Source organism: Pseudomonas sp. AIG (assembly GCF_977020205.1).
Genome location: NZ_CDROCK010000014.1, coordinates 42,648 through 64,218, shown reverse-complemented (window position 1 = coordinate 64,218; position 21,571 = coordinate 42,648). Strand labels below are relative to the sequence as shown.

26 protein-coding genes are annotated in these 21,571 nt (G+C 55.9%); 24 read left to right on the top strand and 2 right to left on the bottom strand.

What is annotated here, in order from left to right; all coding sequences use genetic code 11:
* The first annotated feature begins 47 nt into the window (after positions 1-47).
* Both ACWR1S_RS11240 and rpoS read left to right on the top strand, forming a co-directional pair.
* On the top strand, positions 48-929 hold the full coding sequence (locus ACWR1S_RS11240; protein WP_454563553.1) for a peptidoglycan DD-metalloendopeptidase family protein: 882 nt from the start codon (positions 48-50) through the stop codon (positions 927-929).
* A 106-nt stretch (positions 930-1,035) separates the two neighbouring features.
* Positions 1,036-2,043, top strand: a complete 1,008-nt coding sequence (gene rpoS, locus ACWR1S_RS11235; RefSeq protein ID WP_007908828.1) for an RNA polymerase sigma factor RpoS — start codon at positions 1,036-1,038, stop codon at positions 2,041-2,043.
* Positions 2,044-2,570: 527 nt separating this feature from the next.
* Here the strand turns inward: rpoS and fdxA are convergent.
* Together fdxA and mutS are read right to left on the bottom strand one after the other, a co-directional pair.
* Positions 2,571-2,894: a ferredoxin FdxA gene (gene fdxA / locus ACWR1S_RS11230; RefSeq protein ID WP_008077096.1), complete on the bottom strand. Its 324-nt coding sequence runs from the start codon at positions 2,892-2,894 to the stop codon at positions 2,571-2,573.
* Positions 2,895-3,057: 163 nt separating this feature from the next.
* A complete protein-coding gene (mutS, locus tag ACWR1S_RS11225; RefSeq protein WP_454563552.1) occupies positions 3,058-5,628 on the bottom strand; it encodes a DNA mismatch repair protein MutS in 2,571 nt (856 codons plus the stop codon).
* A gap of 251 nt (positions 5,629-5,879) precedes the next feature.
* Between mutS and ACWR1S_RS11220 the strand changes: the two genes are divergently transcribed.
* The 22 genes from ACWR1S_RS11220 (at position 5,880) to ACWR1S_RS11115 (ending at position 21,568) form a co-directional block, all read left to right on the top strand.
* Complete coding sequence (locus tag ACWR1S_RS11220; protein ID WP_454563526.1) at positions 5,880-6,638, top strand: winged helix-turn-helix domain-containing protein; 759 nt, start codon at positions 5,880-5,882, stop codon at positions 6,636-6,638.
* Entirely contained in the window at positions 6,605-7,096 is a 492-nt protein-coding gene (locus ACWR1S_RS11215; RefSeq protein ID WP_454563525.1) for a hypothetical protein, read from the top strand. Before ACWR1S_RS11220 ends, ACWR1S_RS11215 begins: the two co-directional genes overlap by 34 nt.
* A gap of 201 nt (positions 7,097-7,297) precedes the next feature.
* Positions 7,298-7,657 carry a hypothetical protein gene (locus ACWR1S_RS11210; RefSeq protein WP_454563524.1) on the top strand — a complete coding sequence of 120 codons (360 nt, stop codon included), beginning with the start codon at positions 7,298-7,300 and terminating at the stop codon, positions 7,655-7,657.
* On the top strand, positions 7,654-8,034 hold the full coding sequence (locus tag ACWR1S_RS11205; RefSeq protein WP_454563523.1) for a DUF1090 domain-containing protein: 381 nt from the start codon (positions 7,654-7,656) through the stop codon (positions 8,032-8,034). Before ACWR1S_RS11210 ends, ACWR1S_RS11205 begins: the two co-directional genes overlap by 4 nt.
* Positions 8,035-8,123: 89 nt before the next feature.
* Positions 8,124-8,306 carry a hypothetical protein gene (locus tag ACWR1S_RS11200; RefSeq protein ID WP_454563522.1) on the top strand — a complete coding sequence of 61 codons (183 nt, stop codon included), beginning with the start codon at positions 8,124-8,126 and terminating at the stop codon, positions 8,304-8,306.
* A gap of 138 nt (positions 8,307-8,444) precedes the next feature.
* Positions 8,445-9,179, top strand: coding sequence for an XRE family transcriptional regulator (locus ACWR1S_RS11195; RefSeq protein ID WP_454563521.1), 735 nt, complete (start codon positions 8,445-8,447; stop codon positions 9,177-9,179).
* 506 nt (positions 9,180-9,685) lie between these two features.
* Entirely contained in the window at positions 9,686-10,087 is a 402-nt protein-coding gene (locus ACWR1S_RS11190) for a tail fiber assembly protein (protein WP_454563520.1), read from the top strand.
* A 112-nt stretch (positions 10,088-10,199) separates the two neighbouring features.
* Complete coding sequence (locus ACWR1S_RS11185; RefSeq protein ID WP_454563519.1) at positions 10,200-10,622, top strand: tail fiber assembly protein; 423 nt, start codon at positions 10,200-10,202, stop codon at positions 10,620-10,622.
* Between the two features lie 133 nt (positions 10,623-10,755).
* Positions 10,756-11,184: a phage tail protein gene (locus ACWR1S_RS11180; protein WP_454563518.1), complete on the top strand. Its 429-nt coding sequence runs from the start codon at positions 10,756-10,758 to the stop codon at positions 11,182-11,184.
* A 143-nt stretch (positions 11,185-11,327) separates the two neighbouring features.
* Positions 11,328-11,669, top strand: coding sequence for a phage holin family protein (locus ACWR1S_RS11175; protein ID WP_454563517.1), 342 nt, complete (start codon positions 11,328-11,330; stop codon positions 11,667-11,669).
* Between the two features lie 31 nt (positions 11,670-11,700).
* Entirely contained in the window at positions 11,701-11,892 is a 192-nt protein-coding gene (locus tag ACWR1S_RS11170; RefSeq protein ID WP_454563516.1) for a hypothetical protein, read from the top strand.
* 90 nt (positions 11,893-11,982) lie between these two features.
* Complete coding sequence (locus ACWR1S_RS11165) at positions 11,983-12,474, top strand: phage tail tube protein (RefSeq protein WP_454563515.1); 492 nt, start codon at positions 11,983-11,985, stop codon at positions 12,472-12,474.
* A gap of 8 nt (positions 12,475-12,482) precedes the next feature.
* Positions 12,483-12,833: a phage tail assembly chaperone family protein, TAC gene (locus ACWR1S_RS11160; RefSeq protein ID WP_127926034.1), complete on the top strand. Its 351-nt coding sequence runs from the start codon at positions 12,483-12,485 to the stop codon at positions 12,831-12,833.
* Positions 12,834-12,862: 29 nt separating this feature from the next.
* A complete protein-coding gene (locus tag ACWR1S_RS11155; RefSeq protein WP_454563514.1) occupies positions 12,863-13,117 on the top strand; it encodes a hypothetical protein in 255 nt (84 codons plus the stop codon).
* A 56-nt stretch (positions 13,118-13,173) separates the two neighbouring features.
* Positions 13,174-14,391 carry a phage tail tape measure protein gene (locus tag ACWR1S_RS11150; protein ID WP_454563513.1) on the top strand — a complete coding sequence of 406 codons (1,218 nt, stop codon included), beginning with the start codon at positions 13,174-13,176 and terminating at the stop codon, positions 14,389-14,391.
* Between the two features lie 41 nt (positions 14,392-14,432).
* Positions 14,433-14,771 (top strand): phage tail protein, encoded by a 339-nt coding sequence (locus tag ACWR1S_RS11145; RefSeq protein WP_186622077.1) that lies wholly within the window; start codon positions 14,433-14,435, stop codon positions 14,769-14,771.
* A 66-nt stretch (positions 14,772-14,837) separates the two neighbouring features.
* A complete protein-coding gene (locus ACWR1S_RS11140; protein ID WP_186622079.1) occupies positions 14,838-15,521 on the top strand; it encodes a phage minor tail protein L in 684 nt (227 codons plus the stop codon).
* A 2-nt stretch (positions 15,522-15,523) separates the two neighbouring features.
* Positions 15,524-16,327 (top strand): C40 family peptidase, encoded by an 804-nt coding sequence (locus ACWR1S_RS11135; protein WP_454563512.1) that lies wholly within the window; start codon positions 15,524-15,526, stop codon positions 16,325-16,327.
* A gap of 27 nt (positions 16,328-16,354) precedes the next feature.
* Positions 16,355-16,960, top strand: a complete 606-nt coding sequence (locus tag ACWR1S_RS11130) for a tail assembly protein (RefSeq protein ID WP_454563511.1) — start codon at positions 16,355-16,357, stop codon at positions 16,958-16,960.
* A 68-nt stretch (positions 16,961-17,028) separates the two neighbouring features.
* On the top strand, positions 17,029-20,547 hold the full coding sequence (locus ACWR1S_RS11125) for a phage tail protein (RefSeq protein WP_454563510.1): 3,519 nt from the start codon (positions 17,029-17,031) through the stop codon (positions 20,545-20,547).
* Positions 20,544-20,834: a hypothetical protein gene (locus ACWR1S_RS11120; RefSeq protein ID WP_454563509.1), complete on the top strand. Its 291-nt coding sequence runs from the start codon at positions 20,544-20,546 to the stop codon at positions 20,832-20,834. Before ACWR1S_RS11125 ends, ACWR1S_RS11120 begins: the two co-directional genes overlap by 4 nt.
* Positions 20,831-21,568, top strand: coding sequence for a hypothetical protein (locus ACWR1S_RS11115; RefSeq protein WP_283437491.1), 738 nt, complete (start codon positions 20,831-20,833; stop codon positions 21,566-21,568). Before ACWR1S_RS11120 ends, ACWR1S_RS11115 begins: the two co-directional genes overlap by 4 nt.
* The last annotated feature ends 3 nt before the right edge of the window (positions 21,569-21,571 follow it).

Sequence of the window (21,571 nt, the reverse complement as noted above, 5' to 3'; positions counted from 1 at the left end):
GAATCGCGGCATTTCACATTTTTCAGCCACCACAAAGGGAGCGGCGGGTGAGTCTCACAGTCATTGCGCAGCGTATGGGTAACACGAGCTTTCAGCGCCTGGTGACTGGCCTTGTCTTGAGCACCTTGCTGGTCGGTTGCTCCAGCACCAAATCGAGCAATGTGCGGGTGGTCGATCGCAACAACGCGGTCGCCCAGCGTCCTACCGTGACGACCGGGCAGTATGTAGTCCGTCCGGGCGATACGATGTTTTCGATCGCGTTTCGCTACGGTTGGGACTACAAAGCCCTCGCTGCCCGGAACAATATTCCTACGCCCTATACGATCCATCCGGGTCAGACAATTCGCTTCGATGGCCGCACCGGTTCAACGCCGACGGCGGTGGTGAGCAACAGCAGTTCTTCGCCTTCTTCGTCGAGCAAAACCACGGTAATCCGGCGTCAGGCAAATGGCACGACGACCACCACAACCACCGGTTCTGCTGGCGGTTCTGCGGGCGTTGCACCGTCCGTCGCCAACAAGCAAGCACCCGCGCCACTGCCTCCGGCAGGCCCGGCCCCGACCGGCTGGGGATGGCCATCTAATGGCATTCTGATTGGAAAATTCTCTTCAAACGGTAGTTTGAATAAAGGAATTGATATCGCCGGAGATTTGGGACAGCCTGTTTTAGCTGCGTCTGATGGGACGGTGGTATACGCCGGGAGTGGCTTAAGGGGCTACGGCGAATTAGTCATCATCAAACACAGCGAAACCTACGTCAGTGCCTACGGCCATAACCGCAGGCTGTTGGTTCGGGAGGGACAGCAGGTCAAGGTCGGACAGACAATTGCCGAAATGGGGTCAACGGGTACAGACCGGGTGAAACTGCATTTTGAGATTCGCCGCCAAGGTAAACCTGTAGATCCGCTGCAGTTCCTGCCAAGACGTTGATTTGTAAGCCAGCCTGTTCCGTCACGTAGAGGGGACAGGCTCCAGCGCTGCCAAGGATAAAGGCGTCGCTTGAGCTTGGGGTCGAACTCACCAAAGGACTATAACAATGGCTCTCAGTAAAGAAGTGCCGGAGTTTGACATCGACGATGAGGTTCTCCTTATGGAGACCGGCATCGATTCGGATTCGATGTCGAATGATGAAGGGGCTGCTCCACCTTCCGTTCGTTCCAAATCCAAACACTCCGCTTCACTTAAACAACATAAGTACATCGACTACACGCGTGCACTTGATGCCACGCAGCTGTATCTCAACGAAATCGGCTTTTCCCCATTGCTCTCTCCCGAGGAAGAAGTTCATTTTGCGCGCTTGTCGCAAAGTGGCGATCCGGCCGGGCGCAAGCGCATGATCGAAAGTAACCTGCGGCTGGTGGTCAAAATCGCCCGGCGTTACGTCAATCGGGGGCTGTCGCTGCTGGATCTGATCGAAGAGGGCAACCTCGGGCTGATCCGGGCGGTGGAAAAGTTCGATCCCGAGCGCGGCTTCCGCTTCTCGACCTACGCAACCTGGTGGATTCGTCAAACCATCGAGCGCGCCATCATGAATCAGACCCGGACCATCCGGTTGCCGATTCATGTGGTCAAGGAGCTCAACGTGTACCTGCGGGCCGCACGGGAGCTGACGCAAAAACTCGACCACGAACCTTCACCCGAAGAAATCGCCAACCTGCTGGAAAAACCGGTAGGTGAGGTCAAGCGCATGCTGGGCCTGAACGAACGGGTTTCTTCGGTCGACGTCTCGCTGGGTCCGGATTCGGATAAAACCCTGCTGGACACCCTCACTGATGATCGTCCGACCGATCCTTGTGAACTGCTGCAGGACGACGATCTGTCGCAGAGCATTGATCAATGGCTGTCGGAGCTGACCGACAAGCAGCGCGAAGTGGTGGTACGTCGCTTCGGCCTGCGCGGTCACGAGAGCAGCACGCTGGAAGATGTAGGCCTGGAGATCGGCCTGACCCGGGAACGGGTGCGGCAGATCCAGGTGGAAGGTCTCAAGCGCCTTCGTGAAATCCTTGAGAAGAACGGCCTGTCGAGCGAGTCGCTGTTTCAGTAAGCGCCTTACACGTCCGCCCGCAAAAAGCCCCGACTGGTCGGGGCTTTTTGTTGCCTCTGAATCTGTTGATCATCTTCGACCCCCTGTTCATAGCCAGACGTACGGTCGGCATTTCCATCGTTTGTAGTCTCGCGGTGTAAGCCTTGGCTTACTCTTTCGTAAGTGTTCCCTATTTTTCCCAGACGGCAGACGTCGACTGCTCTTGAAGATTCAATTTAACTTGTTGATTTATATATTTATTTTTTAATGTGAAGTGCTTATTACAGCGCTTTTCTGAACTCGCGGCCGATTGCTCTCGCTGGGGAATTCTCTAGTATCTGGGTTGTGTCGACGGACAGACACGCCCTTCAAGGAAGAGGGGAATGGACATCGCAGGACGCGATTCATCAGGACGATGAAAAGGAATACAGGGAATAGGGAAAAAATGTGGGCGGGTCATACCGCCCCTTTTTTTTGCTCGCAGAAAAGCAAAACACAGAAAAGCAAAAAGGCCCGCGATGGGCCTTTTCATTCGAGCGCGGGGCAGATCAGCGTTCGAGGTCTTTGATCTTGCCTTTGACGCCATCCCACTCTTCGGCATCCGGCAGCGATTCTTTCTTCTCGGTGATGTTTGGCCAGATTTCGGCCAGATCAACGTTCAGTTGAATGAACTCCTGCATCTCTTCCGGAACTTCGTCCTCGGAGAAGATTGCTACAGCCGGGCATTCCGGTTCGCACAGGGCGCAGTCGATGCACTCATCCGGGTGAATCACCAGGAAGTTCGGGCCTTCGTAAAAGCAGTCCACCGGACAGACTTCTACGCAGTCGGTGTACTTGCACTTGATGCAGTTGTCGGTGACGACGAAGGTCATTTCTAATTTTCTCCTCAGGCGGCGGCAGCGTTGCCCCTTCACGGTTGGGGTCGCCAGGTTCGGGAGCGATACCTGCTGGCCAGGCTATTAGCCAGCAGCATCCCAAACCGCGCGAGATTCTAACAGCTTGAAGCCGTTTGCGTTATATCCGCTTCTTCAGTGCTTATATCCGGTTCTTCAGTGCATAGAGCATTTCGAGTGCACGGCGCGGGGTCAGGTCATCCAGATCCAGTTTAGCCAGCTCATCGAGCACCGGGTGCGGCAGACTGGCGAACATGTCGCTTTGTTGCGGCGTCGCCGGTTTGCCCTTGGCGACCGGTTTTGGCGCTTCATGCGGCAAAGCGGTTTCTTCCAGTCGGCTCAGGTGCTCGCGGGCACGCACGATCACTTCGCTTGGCACGCCGGCCAATTGCGCCACCGCAAGTCCATAGCTCTGACTGGCGGGGCCTGGCAGTACGTGGTGCAGGAAGACGATGCGCTCGTTGTGCTCGGTGGCGTTGAGGTGAACGTTGGCCACCAAGGGTTCGGCTTCCGGCAACACGGTCAGTTCGAAGTAGTGGGTGGCGAACAGCGTATACGCGCGCAGATGCGCCAGACGCTCCGCCGCGGCCCATGCCAGCGACAGACCGTCGAAGGTGCTGGTGCCGCGACCGACTTCGTCCATCAGCACCAGGCTGCGCTCGGTGGCGTTGTGCAGGATGTTGGCGGTTTCGCTCATCTCGACCATGAAGGTCGAACGACCACCGGCCAAGTCGTCGCTGGAGCCGATACGGGTGAAGATGCGGTCGACCAGCGACAGTTCGCAACTGGCTGCCGGCACGAAGCTGCCAATGTGCGCCAGCAGCACGATCAATGCGGTTTGGCGCATGTAGGTAGATTTACCGCCCATGTTCGGGCCGGTGATCACCAGCATGCGTGTGTTGTCATCCAGACTGAGGTCGTTGGCCACAAACGGCGTGGTCAACACTTGCTCGACCACCGGGTGACGACCCTGAGTGATGCGCATGCACGGCTCGCTGACGAAGCGCGGGCAGTTCAGGTCGAGGTTCAGTGCACGTTCGGCGAGGTTACTCAACACGTCCAGTTCGGCCAGCGCGCCGGCGGTGTCCTGCAGCGGCGGCAACTGGCTGATCAGGTCTTCCAGCAGCGCCTCGTAGAGCATCTTCTCGCGGGCGAGGGCACGGCTCTTGGCCGACAGCGCCTTGTCTTCGAATTCTTTCAGTTCAGGCGTGATGAAACGCTCGGCGCCTTTTAACGTCTGGCGCCGGATGTAATCCGCCGGGGCTGATTCGGCCTGCTTGCTCGGCAATTCGATGAAGTAGCCGTGAATGCGGTTATAGCCGACTTTCAGGTGGCTCAGACCGGTGCGGGCTTTCTCGCGGGCTTCGAGATCGATGAGGAACTGGCCGGCGTTTTCGCTCAGCGATTGCAGCTCGTCGAGTTCGCTGTCATAGCCGGTTTTCAACACGCCGCCGTCACGGATCACCGCTGGCGGGTTGTCGATGATGGCTTTTTCCAGCAATGCCGCCAGTTCCGGATAAGTGCTGGTGATCGTCGCCAAACCTTGCAGGTGCGGCGCTTCCAGATCGGTCATCGCCACTTGCAGTTCTGGCAGCGCGCCGAGCGCGTCACGCAGGCGCGCGAGGTCACGAGGGCGGGCATTACGCAGGCCGATCCGCGCGAGAATTCGCTCGATGTCGCCGATTTCCTTAAGCTGCGGTTGCAGCTTTTCGAAGCGATAGCGATCAAGCAGGCATGTTATTGAGGTCTGGCGCGCCAGCAACACGGTCAAGTCGCGCAACGGACGGTTCAGCCAACGGGTCAGCAAACGGCTGCCCATGGCGGTCTGGCAGCGATCGACCACCGATTGCAGGGTGTTGTCGCGGCCACCGGCCAGGTTGGTGTCGAGTTCCAGGTTGCGGCGGCTCGCACCGTCCAGCACTACGGTGTCGTCGAGGCGTTCGTGGCGCAGGCTGCGCAGGTGGGGCAGGGCGGTGCGCTGGGTTTCCTTGGCGTAGGCCAGCAGGCAACCAGCAGCGCCGATGGCCAGGGTCAGGTTCTCGCAGCCAAAGCCTTTCAGGTCTTGGGTGGAGAACTGCTGGCAAAGGCTTTTCAGTGCTGAATCACGCTCGAAATCCCACGGCGCACGACGACTGACGCCACGGCGTTTTTCCGCTGGCAAGTCCCTCGGCCAGTCATCCGGGATCAGCAGCTCCACCGGGTTGATCCGCTCCAGTTCCGCGAGCAGGTTCTCCCAGCCTTTGATTTCCGACACGCTGAAACTGCCGCTGGTGATGTCCAGCACGGCGAGGCCGAACAGACGCTCGTCACCCAGCAGCGCAGCGATCAGGTTGTCGCGGCGCTCGTCGAGCAGCGCCTCGTCACTGACCGTTCCTGGCGTGAGGATGCGCACCACCTGACGTTCCACCGGGCCTTTGCTGGTGGCCGGGTCGCCGACCTGCTCGCAGATCACCACCGACTCGCCAAGCTTGACCAGCTTCGCCAGATAGCCTTCCGCTGCGTGGTAAGGAATGCCACACATCGGAATCGCCTGTCCCGCCGACTGCCCGCGCGCGGTCAGGGTGATGTCGAGCAACTTGGCAGCCTTCTTCGCGTCTTCGTAGAAGATCTCGTAGAAGTCGCCCATGCGATAGAACATCAGCTGATCCGGGTGCTGATTCTTCAGGCGCCAGTACTGCTGCATCATCGGGGTGTGGGAGGACAGGTCTGAAATAGCTTTATTCATCAGAGGTTTAGCTTTACCGGAAAAAGTGACAAGGCAAAAACGGGGTCGTTTGCATCTACGAAATAGCGAGTGTTTGCCAGCGATGCGGCCCGTGGGTTGATTCAATGGGACGGAGTATGAAGTTTTTTTGAGGTGGATGCAGCAACGCGCGGCCGCTCGGGTTGGCATTGTGTCCTATAGTGCCGAAAAGCTATCGAATGATCGGAATTCGAGGATTGCAGATCAGTTGAGGACGCAGCTTGGAACAGTCAGAGGGCATCGGCTCACAAGCGTCAGCGAGCGATTGTTACTACGATGCAGAAAAAATGACCCTCAGCCGGGCGCGGCGGTCAGCTTTGCTGGGCAGCAATGAAAGCGATCTGCTGCTGGCGCTGATAGCCGGCGTGACCGATAAGGAACAGCTCATCTCCAGGGTTTGGGGGGAGCGCGGGCTGGTGATTTCCGACAGCAGTTATTACAAGACCCTGCACATGCTCCGCGCACATTTCGCTGACGTCGGGTTGCCTCGGGACAGTCTCAAGACCTTGCCTCGCCGTGGCGTGGTGCTGTTGTGTGAAATCCGGTTGGTCAGCGCGCAGACTCAAGCCTCTGAGTCGCCGCCCGCGCTGGTAAACGATGCTGAACCATTCATCGTCGACGCTCCCTCGGTGAAAAAGCCATTCAGTCGTTACTGGCGCTTCCTTTTGCCAGCAATCCTGGTGCCGGCGATTGCTCTTCCTGTCTTTTACGCTTACCTGCTGTTTAAAAAACCTGCTGATCTGGAGGAGTGGAAACTCATCTGGCAAGAAGGCGAAGCGAAATTGTATGTAGAAGAAAGTGAAAAAATGTCCAAAGAGGATATTGTCGAAGCGCTCAGTGAGTTTGAACCACCCATTGTATTGTCCGATATTAACTACTATGTGCGAAAACCGCTCTCCCAATTACTGGTCAAGTGTATCAAGCCGGAAAGTAAGGGGGAGGCGATATGCGTGAACTACCAACTCGTTGGAAAAAAGTAATCGCACTGTTTGGCGTCTTGTCTGTATGCATCTTTGGTGCTCTGATTATAAAATATTTCTATTTTATTAATCGCGATATTCCACGTGCACCCTGTTTTGCATCCATCGATTTTGTCCATACTCATGATCACAAAGTCCGTTGGCATGGCGTTGGTGATATGACGATCGATCCAAAGGAGGGCGCTCTTTATGTGTACTACGTCGTCAAAACCCCTGAAGGCAAAGTTTATACCTATGATCGAAAGTTTGAGATTGTACTGACACATCTGGACACTTCCAGGTTTCTGTTCAAGACGCGTTCGATTGTAAAGTTTGATGCGGACACCGCCGGCGATGAACTTCCTTTTATGGAAAGAGGTTTTCAAGGCGGTATGGTGACGTTCAATTACTTCTCCGATGCCGAGTATTATTACAATATCAATAACCTGATCAATGGCGTATGCCACGTCCCTCGCTAGCGCAAACCCTTGAGGTGCAAGGCCTCTGGGCGAGTAAGTAAGACTGAGTAAGATGCCGGTAAGGCCTCGACGGCCCAGCGTTGTTAATGTGATTCGAGTCAAGCCAACAGCCCCTGCGACTACCGGAGAGTCAGCCGCAGTGCGGCTGTTTAGTTGCCTTGAATGACATGATGATGTTTAAGCTGTTGAGGAAGGTTATAAATGCTCTGGTTTTGCGTGCGCAGTTCTCACGGGGCCAAGTCTCCCGCCTGGAAGCGATCGATTGCAATAAACCGCGAAGGTATTGTGTTTGTGCCGGCGGTTATTGCTGGAAAAGAAAAGGACATCAGTTTTTCCACGTTGTCCGATCACACTCCGGTTTTGCTTTGCTTCGATCATGTTTACGTACCAGTGGCGTGGATGGTCGAACACTTCCCGATGTGCAGAACTCGCTGTCGCGACATAATGATGGCGGCACTTTCTGGTGTGCGAGAAACGTTAGGTTGTCGTAAGGCATGGTCTCGGGTGAACTACTTCCGTGGACGCGCTGGAGAAAAAAATTATATGGGATTTGTTTTATGAGACCGAGTCTGTTTTGGCATCTGTCTCTGCTGATGGGTAGTGTTTTGATCATCGATAGTTCATGGGCTGGCGCGCGGGAAAGTTGCGCACAGCGCCGCGCCGAACTTGTGTTGCAGATTGAGCGCGCTGAGGCGGCGGACAATGTTTATCGCCAATCCGGTTTAGAGCAGGCACTTGCCAATGTCGAGCGTTATTGCCAAGAACCCTCCGCGCAAAATGACCGTTCAAGCGCCATCCAAAAGGCCGCAGCCGAAGTGCGACGCAGACAGAACTATCTGGATGCCGCGCGTCAGTACGGTGATGTGAAAGTCATCAAAAAACAGGAAGCCAGGCTCGAACGGGCTCAGACAAAACTGCAAAAGCTCATGGATGAGTAAAGGGGCAACCACCACCAACGAACCGCAGCAGGTTTTCTCTTTCAACTCTGCAATTCAACGTGCTCATCAGTGACACCGGAAAATCGACTATGAAAAACATCCTTATCTTTGCTTCAGTCTTTACTTCTGCTGTGCTGATCTCTGGCTGCACCGCCACCGACTGGGTGCATGCTGCCGGTGGAATCATGGGCGCCAAGGACGATTACGACAGGAAGGCCAGAACCGATCGACTGAAAAAAGCCAATGCTGCCGCGCGACGCGTCAGAAGCTGACTACAAGTTACAACCGGGCCGTTATTCAATGCAGAATGATGGCTCGGCAATATCATTTTTAGGCTGAATTCATAGTTATGCGTTAAATATGCAAATCAGCATTTGTCTTCGCGAATAACTTCAAGCACTATGCGCGTTATGCAAAAACGCAACGTAGCCTCCGTCTTAAGAGCACTGCTCGACCAGCACGGGATCTCCCCCACGGAGCTCCACCGTCGCACCGGCGTGCCTCAATCCACTCTCTCGCGGATTCTCAGCGGGAAGATCGTCGATCCCTCGGATAAACACATTTCGAAGATCGCCGAGTACTTCGCCGTGAGCACCGATCAATTGCGCGGGCGCGCAGATGTCGCGCCGTCGGCCGGAGCCGCGCGTGATGATGTACACGCGGAACTCAAGGACATAATGCTGTGGGACGACGATACGCCCGTCGATGATGACGAAGTATCGGTGCCGTTCCTTCGCGAGGTTGAATTGGCTGCTGGATCAGGAAGATTCGTCATCGAAGAGAGCGAGCGCTCTAGCCTGCGCTTCGGCAAGCGTAGCCTGCGCCATAACGGTGTGCAGTTCGACCAGGCCAAGTGCGTGACAGTACGTGGCAACAGTATGTTGCCAGTGTTGCGTGATGGCGCCACTGTCGGCGTCAACGCGGGCAAGTGCGGCATCGGAGACATCATCGATGGTGACCTGTACGCGATCAATCACAACGGCCAGTTACGCGTGAAGCAGCTTTACCGCTTGCCTACCGGCATCCGTCTGCGCAGCTTCAATCGCGATGAGCATCCGGACGAGGACTACAGCTTCCAGGAAGTCCAGGAGGAGCAGATCGTCATCCTCGGCCACGTCTTCTGGTGGGGCATGTACGCCCGCTAACCCGACCTTCTTCAGACAAACCCGCCCATTGGCGGGTTTTTTTTCGCCTTGATGGAACCGCCAAACCCTTGAGCTGCGGGGCTTCCATGCATCTACGCATTTAAAATGCATAAATAAATGCATTTGCGCATTGACTGGATATGCATACATGCATATCCTTGCCACCAAGCCGCTCGACAAAGCGGCTGGCAAGAAAGCTCTTTAGTTCCACAAGAACAGGCAGCGATGAACCGGCCTCAACGGTTCAGAGGGTTGGCAACTGACCCGGGTGTGCAGCGTAAAGCACCAGAAGCAGTTATCCGGCGGGCAGGGACCGCGGTCGGAAAAACAATTTGAATGGACTCGTACCGCGCCAGTAGCGCCGAACAGTCAGCTTCCTTCTTGAACACAGGATTTGAAGGAAGGCGAAGGAGCGCATTACTGAAAGGCCTGGCCTGAGCGCCGGGCCTTTTGGAATGCCTTTATGAATGTAATACCCCCCGGATCAAAAAGCCAAGGAGTATCAAATGAACCTTTATGCACTCATTGAGTACGGCAAAGTCAGTCAACTGGAAGAAAGCGAAACGGAGCCACCTTTTGTATCAGCAATGGCCTCCTGGGTCGATGTGACAGGAAATACGCAAGTGCGGGTGGGCTGGAAGGCGACACTCAACGGCGTCTGGACGTTTACTGCGCCATCCGAGCAAGACTTGCGCAATGACGCTCAGGAAAAGAAGTGGGAGTTGCTGAATGGGGCCACGATGTGGCTGATGCTCAACTCTCTGCAATTCAAGGCAGACCTTAACGTAGCAGACCCGCAGGAGCAGGCGTTGCTACTTCTGTACAAACAGTACTGCATTGCTCTCAGCGATATCGATAAGCAAACAGGTTACCCGGTGACTATTGATTGGCCAACCGTACCGTACTGACAAGTGCACATTGCCGGTTTGCTCCGCTAACAGCAGTTTGGGTGCCTGCCTGAACTCGCAGGCGTTTAAACTTCAGGTAATTACTGATTTGAAAATACATGAGGAAGAATCAATGAATCGTTATGCCCTTATCGAGACGGTGTATCAACAAAACTATTACGTCGTCACGCAACTAGTAGATGCGGAAGATTTTCCTCCCTTCCCTGAAAATGGCGGGGGAAGCTGGATTGATACCGCGGGACTCGCGGTTCAAGTGGGTTGGCTGGCTCAATTTCAGACGTTTCAGTGGGTCTTTACCCAACCGGACTACGAGGCTTACGTGCGTCTTGCCACAGCCCGAATGAACGAGCGTTTTGATAAAGCCATTCACTGGCTTACCTTTAATCCACTGCAATACAAAAAAGATATCGGTACCGCCACGCCTGACGATGAAGCTGCACTGTTTTCTTACAAGCAGTACTTTGTCGCCGTCAGCGAAGTGAAAAACCAGTCTGGTTATCCATCAACCATCAACTGGCCAATCGCGCCCTTCTAAAAAATAAAAAGCTCGGGGAGTCGCCGGCTTTCTTACATGTTCATTTACTCGCCACACCTATTTCGATCGGATGAATTGAAAGTCGGAAAGCGCCGAAAATCATGCCTGTTGTTAATGCAAACAAGGAATTAACATGAATCGTTACGTATTCATTGAGATGAGTAATCAGTACCCGTTTTCCCGGGTTGCGGAGATTATCGAGTCTGAAGAAATACCGCTCACTCCTCCTCAGGGAATCTCGGGCAGTTGGTACCAGGTTGCAACGGACACCATCGTTCAAGTGGGCTGGAAGGCTACGTATGCGGCAACTGGCTGGGTCTACTCGGAGCCAACTTATCAGGACTATGCCGATCTCGTCTTGACACGTATTCGTCAGCGCATCGGTGCTGCGTCCAGTTGGCTTGATCTCAATCCCGTGCATTACAAGGTCAATCTAGGCGTCGCCACGCCAGAAGAACAGGCAACCTGGACTTCTTACCAGCAGTACTACATCGCTGTCACCGCTGTGAAAAATCAACCTGACTACCCATTCACGATCGAATGGCCGGTAGCGCCCTTCTGATCAAGTAGCGGCTGTCAGAACGAAAGCTCGAGTGCATTACTGAAAAGCCTGGCCCGAGCGCCGGGCTTTTTGGAATGCCTACCTGAAGAGACATCGCTTGAACCCAACACACATCACTCATCAATCACCTACGGAGGCGTGACATGACAAACGAGCAACAAGCGTTGGCGGACATGCCGATCTGGCTGGTCATCCTCCTTGCCGTCGTCGGCGGGGTGTCCGGCGAAATGTGGCGTGCCGACAAGGAGGGCGCACGTGGCTGGCCGCTGCTGCGCCGTCTGGCCCTGCGCTCCGGCGCCTGCATGATCTGCGGCGTGTCGGCGATCATGCTGCTGTATGCCGCGGGCATGTCGATCTGGGCGGCCGGCGCGTTTGGTTGCCTGACTGCAATGGCCGGGGCCGACGTCGCCATCGGTCTGTATGAACGCTGGGCCGCGAAGCGCATCGGCGTCTGCGAAGTTCCACCGAGTGACTCCCCCCAGTGATCAATGACCCTTGCGAAGCGAAAAACTGACCATGAATGACGAAGATCTGGCCGCGATCAATAAATTGATCGCAGCACTGCAAGCACAAACCGACAGCCAGGCGGCCTTGAATACCTCCATCCGCGTTCTGGCGCAAAGTAACCAGGCTTTGGTAGACCTTATCAAGAGTCGGGAGCCGGACCCCAATGCACCGCCTTATCTGGACGGTACGCCCGCACCCTGATTCGCCTGCTTCAAAACGTTGAGGCAGTACTCACCGAGTTTCACCCCCAACCCCGCATTTGCGGGTTTTTTGTTCATTGGAGAACGCTAGATGTCGATTCTTACCCAAGGTACCCAAATTTTCGCCCTAGTACCGCCGGCCACTGGCACCGGTGCTTACACCGTGTTGGAGATCGAGCACGCTACATCCTTCGATCCGGGCGGCGCTCCGGCGGAGCAGATTGAAGACACCAGTCTCAATGCCGAAGAGCGCACCTATAAGAAAGGTCTGCGTACACCAGGCACCGCGAGCCTGGGCCTCAACGCGGATCCGACTAACGCCAGTCACATTCGCCTGCATCAACTTTCCGAGGCCAACGGCGACACTGGCATCAAATGGGTCGTGGGCTGGTCTGACGGCAAAGATGTTGTGCCAGGGGTAAACAGCAAGGGCGATGACTTTGAATTGCCGGTGACTCGTACCTGGTTCACTTTCGACGGTTATGTGTCGGACTTCCCATTCAACTTTGCTCTTAATGCCGTCGTCACTACTACCGTCACTATCCAGCGTACCGGTGGGTCCGCCTGGATCAAGAAAGCCTGAGATCAGCCATGAACCTCAAACAACTGAAAGCCAAGGGCGGCATCGTCGACGGTCAGCCGATCAAAAAAGAAGTGAGTTGGACTCATCTCGATAGTCAATCGGGCAAGGAAGTCACTGACACTTTCACGTTGCACATTCGCCGACAGTCGTTCGGTGTGATTGAGCGACTGTTCGCCCAAGGTGAAAACGAACAGAGCCGGAACGCGAGTTACATTGCGGCGTCGGTCTCGTTGGGAGCCGAAGGCGCGGAAGCACTTTCCTACGACGACGCCTACAACCTCGAACCTTCGTTAGGGTTTCTGTTGCTCAACGCAGTCAATGAGGTGAATGGCACAGGCGGTAGCGCAGTAAAAAACTGACTGCCGCCGATGAGTTCTGGCACGAATTGGTGCTGAACGGAGTCGGCGGCCGCACGATTGCCGAAGCCAAGGAACGTATGACCTACCAGGAAGCCCTGGCATGGGGTCGATACATTGATCGATATGGATCGCTTCATACCGGTAGGCGGCTGGAGGCGGGTAGCGCAATGGTTGCGCTACAGACCCACCGGCTGGGCGGCGGTCTGGCGGAACTGCTGGACTTCATGCCTCATGAGCAGCGTCAGGGGCTTTCCCTCGAGCGTGCGATTGAGGAATGGCAATAGCCAGAAATTTATATGACCCGTTTCGGCGGGTTTTTTCATAGCCCGGAGAAACGCACATGGCAGTTACTTCCTCTGCAGGTTTGACGCCGAACCTCGACGGCCTTGAACAAGCCTGGACTCAGGCGTCACGTATCACCGAACAAAAACTGCGTCAGATGCAAAAGCAGATCGAGGATGCCGCAAAGAAAATCGGCGTAACGCTGCATGCGTCGGCCAACTCGATTGCCCAAGCGAACATCGCTACCTATGTCGATGTTCAGGAGCAAGCTGGCAAGCAAATCAACTATTCAGACGATTTCGATAAGCTGCGCAGTAATGGAGCTCTTGCTGCCGCGCAACTCGGAATGGGTTCGCGGAAAAGTGAGCGTGCGAAAGCGCTGAATGACATCGACCAGAAATATGCGTTGGCACGCAAGGCGCTGGACACGCCAACGGCTGGAGGCATCGCACCTCAGGAAAGTGCCGATTACGGCACGTCGCTCGACAAGTTGAAAGCCGAACATGAGCAGATGACTCTCCAGGTTCAAAGCAACTACGAGGCGATGACCGAGGCACAGGGCAACTGGCTCAACGGGGCGACGTCTGCTTGGGACGATTATCTCGACAAGTCCGGCAATGTCGCAGCGAAATCCAGAGAGGTATTCACCAAGGCCTTCGACACAATGGGGAATGCGGTCACTACCTTCGCAATGACAGGCAAGTTTTCGTTCTCCGATTTTGCCAAGTCGGTGCTCAGCGATATGGCCAAACTGGCTGCGCAGACGGCAGTCTCCAGCGGGTTGAGCTCGCTGTTTGGTCTTGTGAGCTCCGCGGCAACGTCGTATTTCGGCGGCTCTGCCGCACCGACAGCGACGACAGCCACAGTCGATGGTTTGAGCACCACCTTCGTCCCGCAACTCAACACAGCAGGAATCAGTTATCACGCCAAGGGTGGTGCGTTCACTAACGGTATCGCCACGGGGCCGACACTGGCCCCAATGGCCATGTTTGGCGAAGCCGGACCGGAAGCCATCATGCCGCTCAGTCGAGGTTCCGATGGCTCCCTCGGCGTGCAGGTGCAGGGTGGCGCATTGGGCGGTAACAGCAACCATCAAGTAGTCATCCAGCAAACCATCAATGTGGGTGACAGTTCGGGGGGGAGCGTAGCAGGCGACATGAACTCGCAAACCGTCGCCAAGGCCTACGCTGGTGCCGCCAAACTGGGTGCCGCCGAACAGATTGCTCGTGACCTTAAACCGGGTGGGCAGATCTGGTCCGCCATCAACGGCCGCTGACGATCAGCGGCTGGCTGCAATCACTCACGCCCGGAGAAAACATGAGCACGGAAACATTCAGCTGGCTTCCAAAAGTTGAGCCTGTCGGCAATGTCGAGTTTCGCCTCAAGTCGGCGAAGTTTGGTGACGGCTATCAACAAGTGGCCGAAGACGGCATCAACAACAAAACACAATCCTGGCCGCTGACCTTCGTCGGTGACGAGGTGCGGATCAGATCCATTGTGCAGTTTCTTGATCGTCACGCCGGAGCCGCGCCTTTTTACTGGACGGCACCGTTGAGCGAGCCAGCCCTCTATCGCTGCAAAGGTTATCAACCGACTCCGATGGGAGCAGGTCTCTATACCTTGGTAGCCACCTTCGAGCAGGCATTTCACCCGTAAATCGGGATACGCCTGACGCCAAAACCACCCTGCCTTGCGCGGGGTTTTCTTTGCCCGGAGATTCAAATGTCCATTACTGCAGATATCCAGGCGCTGGAACCGGGTGCCTGGGTCGAGCTGTTTGAACTCGATGCCACCAGCCTCGGCGCCGAGCTATACCGCTTCCACGGTTATCCACAGCAAACCTCGATTTTCTGGCAAGGCCTGGAGTATTCACCCTGGCCCATTCAGGCCGAAGGCTTTGAAATGACCGGGCAGGGCACACAACCGACTCCATCGCTTTCGGTTGGTAACGTCGGTGGTTTCATCACTGCTCTGGTGTTGTATTTCGATGATCTGGTCGGGGCGCGGCTGATCCGTCATCGCACGTTGGGCAAGTACCTCGATGGTCAGCCTGAAGCCGATCCCGAAGAAGAACTGCCGCCAGATGTCTGGTACATCGAGCGCAAGGTCAGTGAAGACAGTGAAGTGGTGAAGTTCGAACTCGCCAGTGCACTGGACTTCAACGGCGTACAACTGCCGCGTCGGCAAATCGTTGCCAATGTTTGCTGGTGGCTCAGTTGCGGCGGTTATCGCGGTCCGTACTGCGGCTACAACGGCGGCCCCGTGGCGGACGCCAATGACGTAATCGTCAGCGACGCGGCCAGGGACAAGTGTGGTGGACGCCTGAGCAGCTGCAAGCTGCGTTTTGGCGAAAACAATCCACTGCCCTACGGCTCGTTTCCGGCGGCGGGACTGATTCGGAGCTGATCATGAACAAGACCACGCTGGCCGCCATCGAGCGTCATGCCATCGCGCAGTATCCCGACGAATGCTGCGGTTTGCTGATTCGCGAGGGGCGCAGACAACGTTATGTGCCTTGCCGCAATACTGCGACGACGCCCAGTGAACACTTTCGTCTGGCACCACAAGACTACGCGGCGGCCGAGGAGTGCGGCGAGATCCTCGCCGTCGTTCACAGTCATCCGGATTATCCGGCGACGGCCAGCGAGGCAGACCGGGTTTCTTGTGAGGCCTCTGGGTTGCCTTGGCACATTCTCGAAGTGCGCAAGGATGATGCGGGGCGGGTTTGCAAGGGTGAACTGGTCACCATCACACCCAGTGGATATCTGGCGCCCTTGATTGGGCGCGCATTCGTCCACGGGGTACATGATTGCCTGAGCGTCATTCTCGACTATTACCGAAGGGAAATGGGTATCGAACTTGGTGACTATGACCGCGAGGACGGCTGGTGGGACAAAGGCGCAAATCTCTACCTGGAGAACCTGCCCGCCGCGGGTTTTGAACAGGTCAGCCAATTGCAGCAGGGCGATATCGTGCTAATGCAGATTCGTTCGCCGGTGCCCAACCATGCCGCCATTTATCTTGAAGATGGCGTACTCAAGACTGATCCCGATCGTTTCCCCGCGCCGGGTTCAATCCTGCATCACCTTTATGGGCGAGACAGCCGGCGCGATACCTATGGCGGATACTGGACAGAAGTGACCGTGAGCTGTTGGCGGCATCAATCGAAAATTTCGCATCACCAGCCCCCTGACTCAATCACTGAAACCTGACTGGAGGTCTTCTCCTGGAGCTGTGAAATGCATCAGCAAAAACTTAGGACTATTCGCCTCTATGGCACCTTGGGTGCCAGCTTTGGTCGCGTGCACCGGCTGGCTGTGAACAACGCCGCGGAAGCCATTCATGCCTTGTGCATTCTGGTTCCGGGGTTCGAGCGCTATCTGATGGAATCCCGGGACCGGGGGCTTACCTACTCGGTTTTCCTGGGCCGCGACAACATTGGTCAGGACCGGCTCAAAGCGCCGAGTGGCGCAACGGATATTCGTATTGCACCGATGGTTATCGGTAGCAAGCGAGCGGGATCATTACAGACGGTTGTCGGAGTCGTATTGATCGCTGCAGCAACATTTTTCACCGGTGGTTTTGCAGGCATTGCCGCTGGCGGTACCTGGGGGGCAGTGGGGTCTGTAGGGATATCCATGGTGATTGGTGGCGTCATGCAGATGCTTTCTCCACAAGCCAAAGGGCTGGGATCCCAGGACGGCCCTGCCAATCGAGCCAGTTACAGTTTCAATGGCCCCACCAATACCAGTGCTCAAGGCAACCCTGTGGGTCTGCTTTACGGCCAGGCCATTGTCGGCAGCGCAGTGATCAGCGCAGGTATTTACGCGCAGGATCAACTCTAGCGTTCGATCTTTTATTGACGTCCACCCAACCCGCCCTGTGCGGGTTTTATTTCGCCTGAAGGAAAGCCATGACTGACCTCATTCTCGCTGGCAGCAAAGGTGGCGGCGCCAAGCCGCGCCCCTCCGTGGAGGCGCCAGACAGCCTGCAAAGCACGGCTTACGCTCGTATCCTCGATCTCGTCAGCGAAGGCGAGATTGTCGGTCTGAAAAACGATGCCCGCTCGGTGTTTCTGGATGAAACACCGCTGGCCAACGACGACGGCAGCCTGAATTTCAATGGTGTCACGCTGGATGTTCGTACCGGTAGCCAGGACCAGGCACATATCCCCGGTTTTCCCGCGGTGGAAAACGAGGCGGTCGCAGCGGTCGAGCTGCGTAGTGATCAACCGTGGACCAAGGCCTTTACCAACCTGCAACTCTCGGCTGTGCGGATTCGTCTGGCGGTGGCGCGACTGGCGCAGACCAATACCAGCAACGGCGACACTAACGGTTATACAGTCAAATACGCGATCGATCTGGCTACCGATGGCGGTGCCTTCGTCGAAGTGCTTACGTCTGCGTTCAGTGGCAAAACCACCACCAAGTACGAGCGATCGCACCGTATCGATCTGCCTGCGGCCAAAAGCGGCTGGACCGTGCGAGTACGCCGTTTGACCCCTAACTCCACCAGCGGCGCCATTGCCGACACCACCAGTGTCGAATCGAGTACGGAGGTGATCGACGCCAAGCTGCGTTATCCCGGCTCGGCGATCATCGGTTTGCAATTTGATGCCTCGCAGTTCCAGTCGATACCGTCGCGTTCGTTTGAATTACTGGGTCGGATCATTCGGGTGCCGAGTAACTACGACCCGCAGAGCCGCACGTACAACGGCATTTGGGACGGTACGTTCAAATCGGCCTGGACCGACAACCCGGCGTGGATTTACTACGACCTGCTGCTGCATCCGCGTTATGGCCTGGGCCATTTGCTCAATGCCGGTCAGGTCGATAAATGGGAGCTGTACCGCATCGGTCAGTATTGCGATCAGCCTGTCTCCGACGGTAAGGGCGGGACTGAACCGCGCTTTACCTGCAACCTGTATTTGTCGGTGCGCGCGGATGCACTGAAGGTTTTGCAGGATCTGGCTACCACGTTTCGTGGCATGTCGTATTGGGGGGCGGGTTCGGTCATGGCGGTGGCCGACATGCCTGAAGATCCGGTTTACACCTACTCCAACGGCAACGTCATTGGCGGCAAGTTCGTCTATGGCGGGTCGGCGAAAAAGACTCGTTTCAGCGTGGCGCTGGTCAGTTGGAATGATCCGACGGACTTTTACCGGCAGAAGGTTCAATACGTCGATGATGCTGAGGGTGTCGCTCGCTATGGTGTACAGCAGACTGAGATCACTGCTACCGGTTGCACGTCTCAGGCCCAGGCCCAGCGCATCGGTAAATGGGCACTGCTGACCAATCGCCTGGAAACTGAAAGTGTCACTTTCTCGGTCGGTCTGGACGGGACGCTCGCACGTCCGGGACAAATTATCCGTGTGGCTGACAACGACCGCGCCGGTCGACGGATTGGTGGCCGCCTGCGTGGTGCAACACTCGATACGTTAACCCTGGATGCCCACGTGACCGCCGAAGCTGGCGATACACTCACCCTGGTCATGCCGACCGGTAAAGCCGTTTCACGCGTGATCAAGTCAGTGAGCATCAGCGACCAGGCTCAACGTGTGATCCTGGCTCAGCCCTTGAGCGAGTTGCCACCGGCGCAGTCGATGTGGGCCATTGATTCCGCTTCCCTGGCCGCGCAGCAATTTCGCGTTTTGTCGATTGCTGAAGACTTCACCGACACTGAAATCAAGTACAGCATCAGTGCAGTCAAACATGTGCCGAGCAAGTACGGCGCGATCGACAACGGCTCCCGTATCGAACGCCCCCCTGTCACGGTCATACCGCCAGGCGTTCAGGCGCCACCGACTTCAGTCACGATCAGTAATAACCACTTCGTCGATCAAGGCAGTGCAGTCGGTGTGATGACCATAGAGTGGACGCGTCCGGCCAACGCTATCGCTTATGAGGTGTACTGGCGCAAGAACGACAGCGAATGGGTGTTTGCAGGCCGCACCGGCGGTTCGTCCATGGAAGTGCGTGGCATTTATGCCGGGCGTTACGTGGCCAAAGTGCGAGCCATAAACGCGCTGGACATCGGTTCGATCTATGCGACTTCGGTGGAAACGCAACTTTCCGGGAAAACCACACCACCTCCTTCAGTAACTTTCCTCAAGGCTGACAGCCTGTTGTTCGGTATCGGCCTGAAGTGGGAGTTTCCGGCGGGCGCTGATGACACGCAGCGAACCGAAATCTGGTACGGGCCAACGGCAAACCTTGAGGCCGCTACCAAACTGGCGGACCTGGCGTATCCGCAAAGTGATTACACGATGCAGAGCCTGTTGGCTGGCACGTCGTTCTTCTTCTGGGCGAGACTGGTCGATCGTACGGGCAATATCGGGCCGTGGTATCCGACCGGTAATGGCGTGCTGGGGCAGGCCAGTTCGGAGGCTGGACCGATTCTCGACATGCTCGCGGGCAAGATCTCGCAGACCGAACTGGGGAAAGATCTGCTCGGTGAAATCGAGAAAATTCCCGGATTGCAAAGTCGGGTTGATGCCCTGGATGAAAGCTATGATCCGACTAGGACGTATGCGAAATATGCCGTCGTCCGTCAGGGCGATCGCTTGTATCAGGCCAAGGCGCTGGTCCCCGTCAATCTGCCTCCGCCGAACGCCGAGTATTGGGTCGATGTAGGGCAAACGGTCGAGACTGCCACTGGACTGGTTCAGCAGGTCGAGACCAACACCGCTGATATCAACAAGATCGATGGCGCAGTGATGGCTCAGGCTGCTGTATTCCAGGCGCTTCGCGCCGCATCGCGAGATGATAACGGTGAAGGCGAGCTGGCAGATGCGCTCAAAGGGTGGACCAGTACGGCGGCCATCGCCGTCGAAAGCAGTGTCAGGGCGTCGCAGAATGAGGCCACGGCGCAGCGTCTTTCAACTGTTGAGGTCACCACTGATCTGAACACGGCAATTGTCACTTCGCTCGAAAAAGCGGTGACAACCACTAACGCTGCGACAGCCTCGAAAATTGACCTGTTGACCGCACAGGTCGGGCAAAACAGTGCGACCGTGAGGGAGACCGCAACTGCACTGGCGGATACCAGCGGTAAGTTGTCGACTTTGTGGTCGGTGAAAATGGACACGACTGCAGGTGGCCAGAAATATGCGGCGTCGTTCGGCCTAGGTCTTCAGGTTGATCCATCCGGTGTTTCATCGCAGTTCGTCGTGCGTGCGGACACCTTCATGTTGTTGAACCTGGCCAAAGGAACACCGACGTCACCGTTCACAGTCGCTGGTAATCAGACCTTCATCAATTCGGCTTTCATCCAGGACGGCACGATCACCAACGCAAAAATTGGTAACGTCATCCAGTCCACGGCATTGGCCAACAATGGCACGCCCATTTGGACGCTGGACAAAGGTGGACGATGGACGGTGGTGGATCAGGCCGGCACGGTTCGGGTTGAAATGGGGATGCTCTCAACATGACATTCGGATTCAGAACGTTCGACGCGCAGGGAAGAATGTCCATTGATGTAACTGATCGGGCACTGAGAATCATTCATTCGATGCCCGTAAAGTTTGCCGATTCTGGAACTTTTGCTTTGCCTGGTTTCAACTCAAACAATGCAACTGCCTATGTGGTCGGTAACGAGGTCAATAAGCGTCCGGTGTGGGCATTTATGCGCGATGGCTATGTCGAGTGGGGATTCTACGGGTGGTGGAGCAATGCTTACCACACCGCCGGAACACTCTATGTGGTAGCGAAATCATGAGTAATTTTGGACTGCTTGTGCGTAATGCTGGCGGCGCGACCATTATCGACAGCAAGTTCCATAATCTTGGAATTTTGCTGGAGCAAAACATAGCGGTGAGTACGAGTGCCGTGTATCAGTTGGCCTTTCCATATCCGGTGACCTCGGCAGCTCCGCCCATTCTGGCTGTCAGGGCATGGGACAATCCTGCGCTGTTCTATGACAGCGTCCAGTATCTGGGCGGGCCGGGAAATTGGACCGGAGCGGTATTGACCTTTATTGGTAACGGCGGACATACATCCCAGAACATTGCCATACGTGTTTATGCCTATAACCTTCGTTCCGTCAGCGGTTATGGAATGCGCGTGCGTAATGAACGCGGGGAAGTCGTGTTTGATTCTCTGCTTCGCCCTCCTGTCTTTGAAAGAGAGTTGGGGGGCTCTCCCCAGGATTGGATACTGGTCTCCGGACAGCCGATCGCGGGTGCTGCACGCATGGATATCTATCGTCCCGCTTCATGGATCACCAGCTCGAATACCTATCTGGCTGTCGGGATGGCGCTTGATGTCGAGCTGGGGCAAGTGGCAGTCAATGGCGTGACAGTCAACGCGATCACTTATATTCGATGGGGGTTCGCTGCCAATGGCGAACCCAGATTGATGCTCGATTCACGTACCGGCTTCACTACGAATTATCCGGGGATTCCCCAAGCTATCTACTATTCGATGCCGGCCATTCCGATTATCAAAGAATAGCCG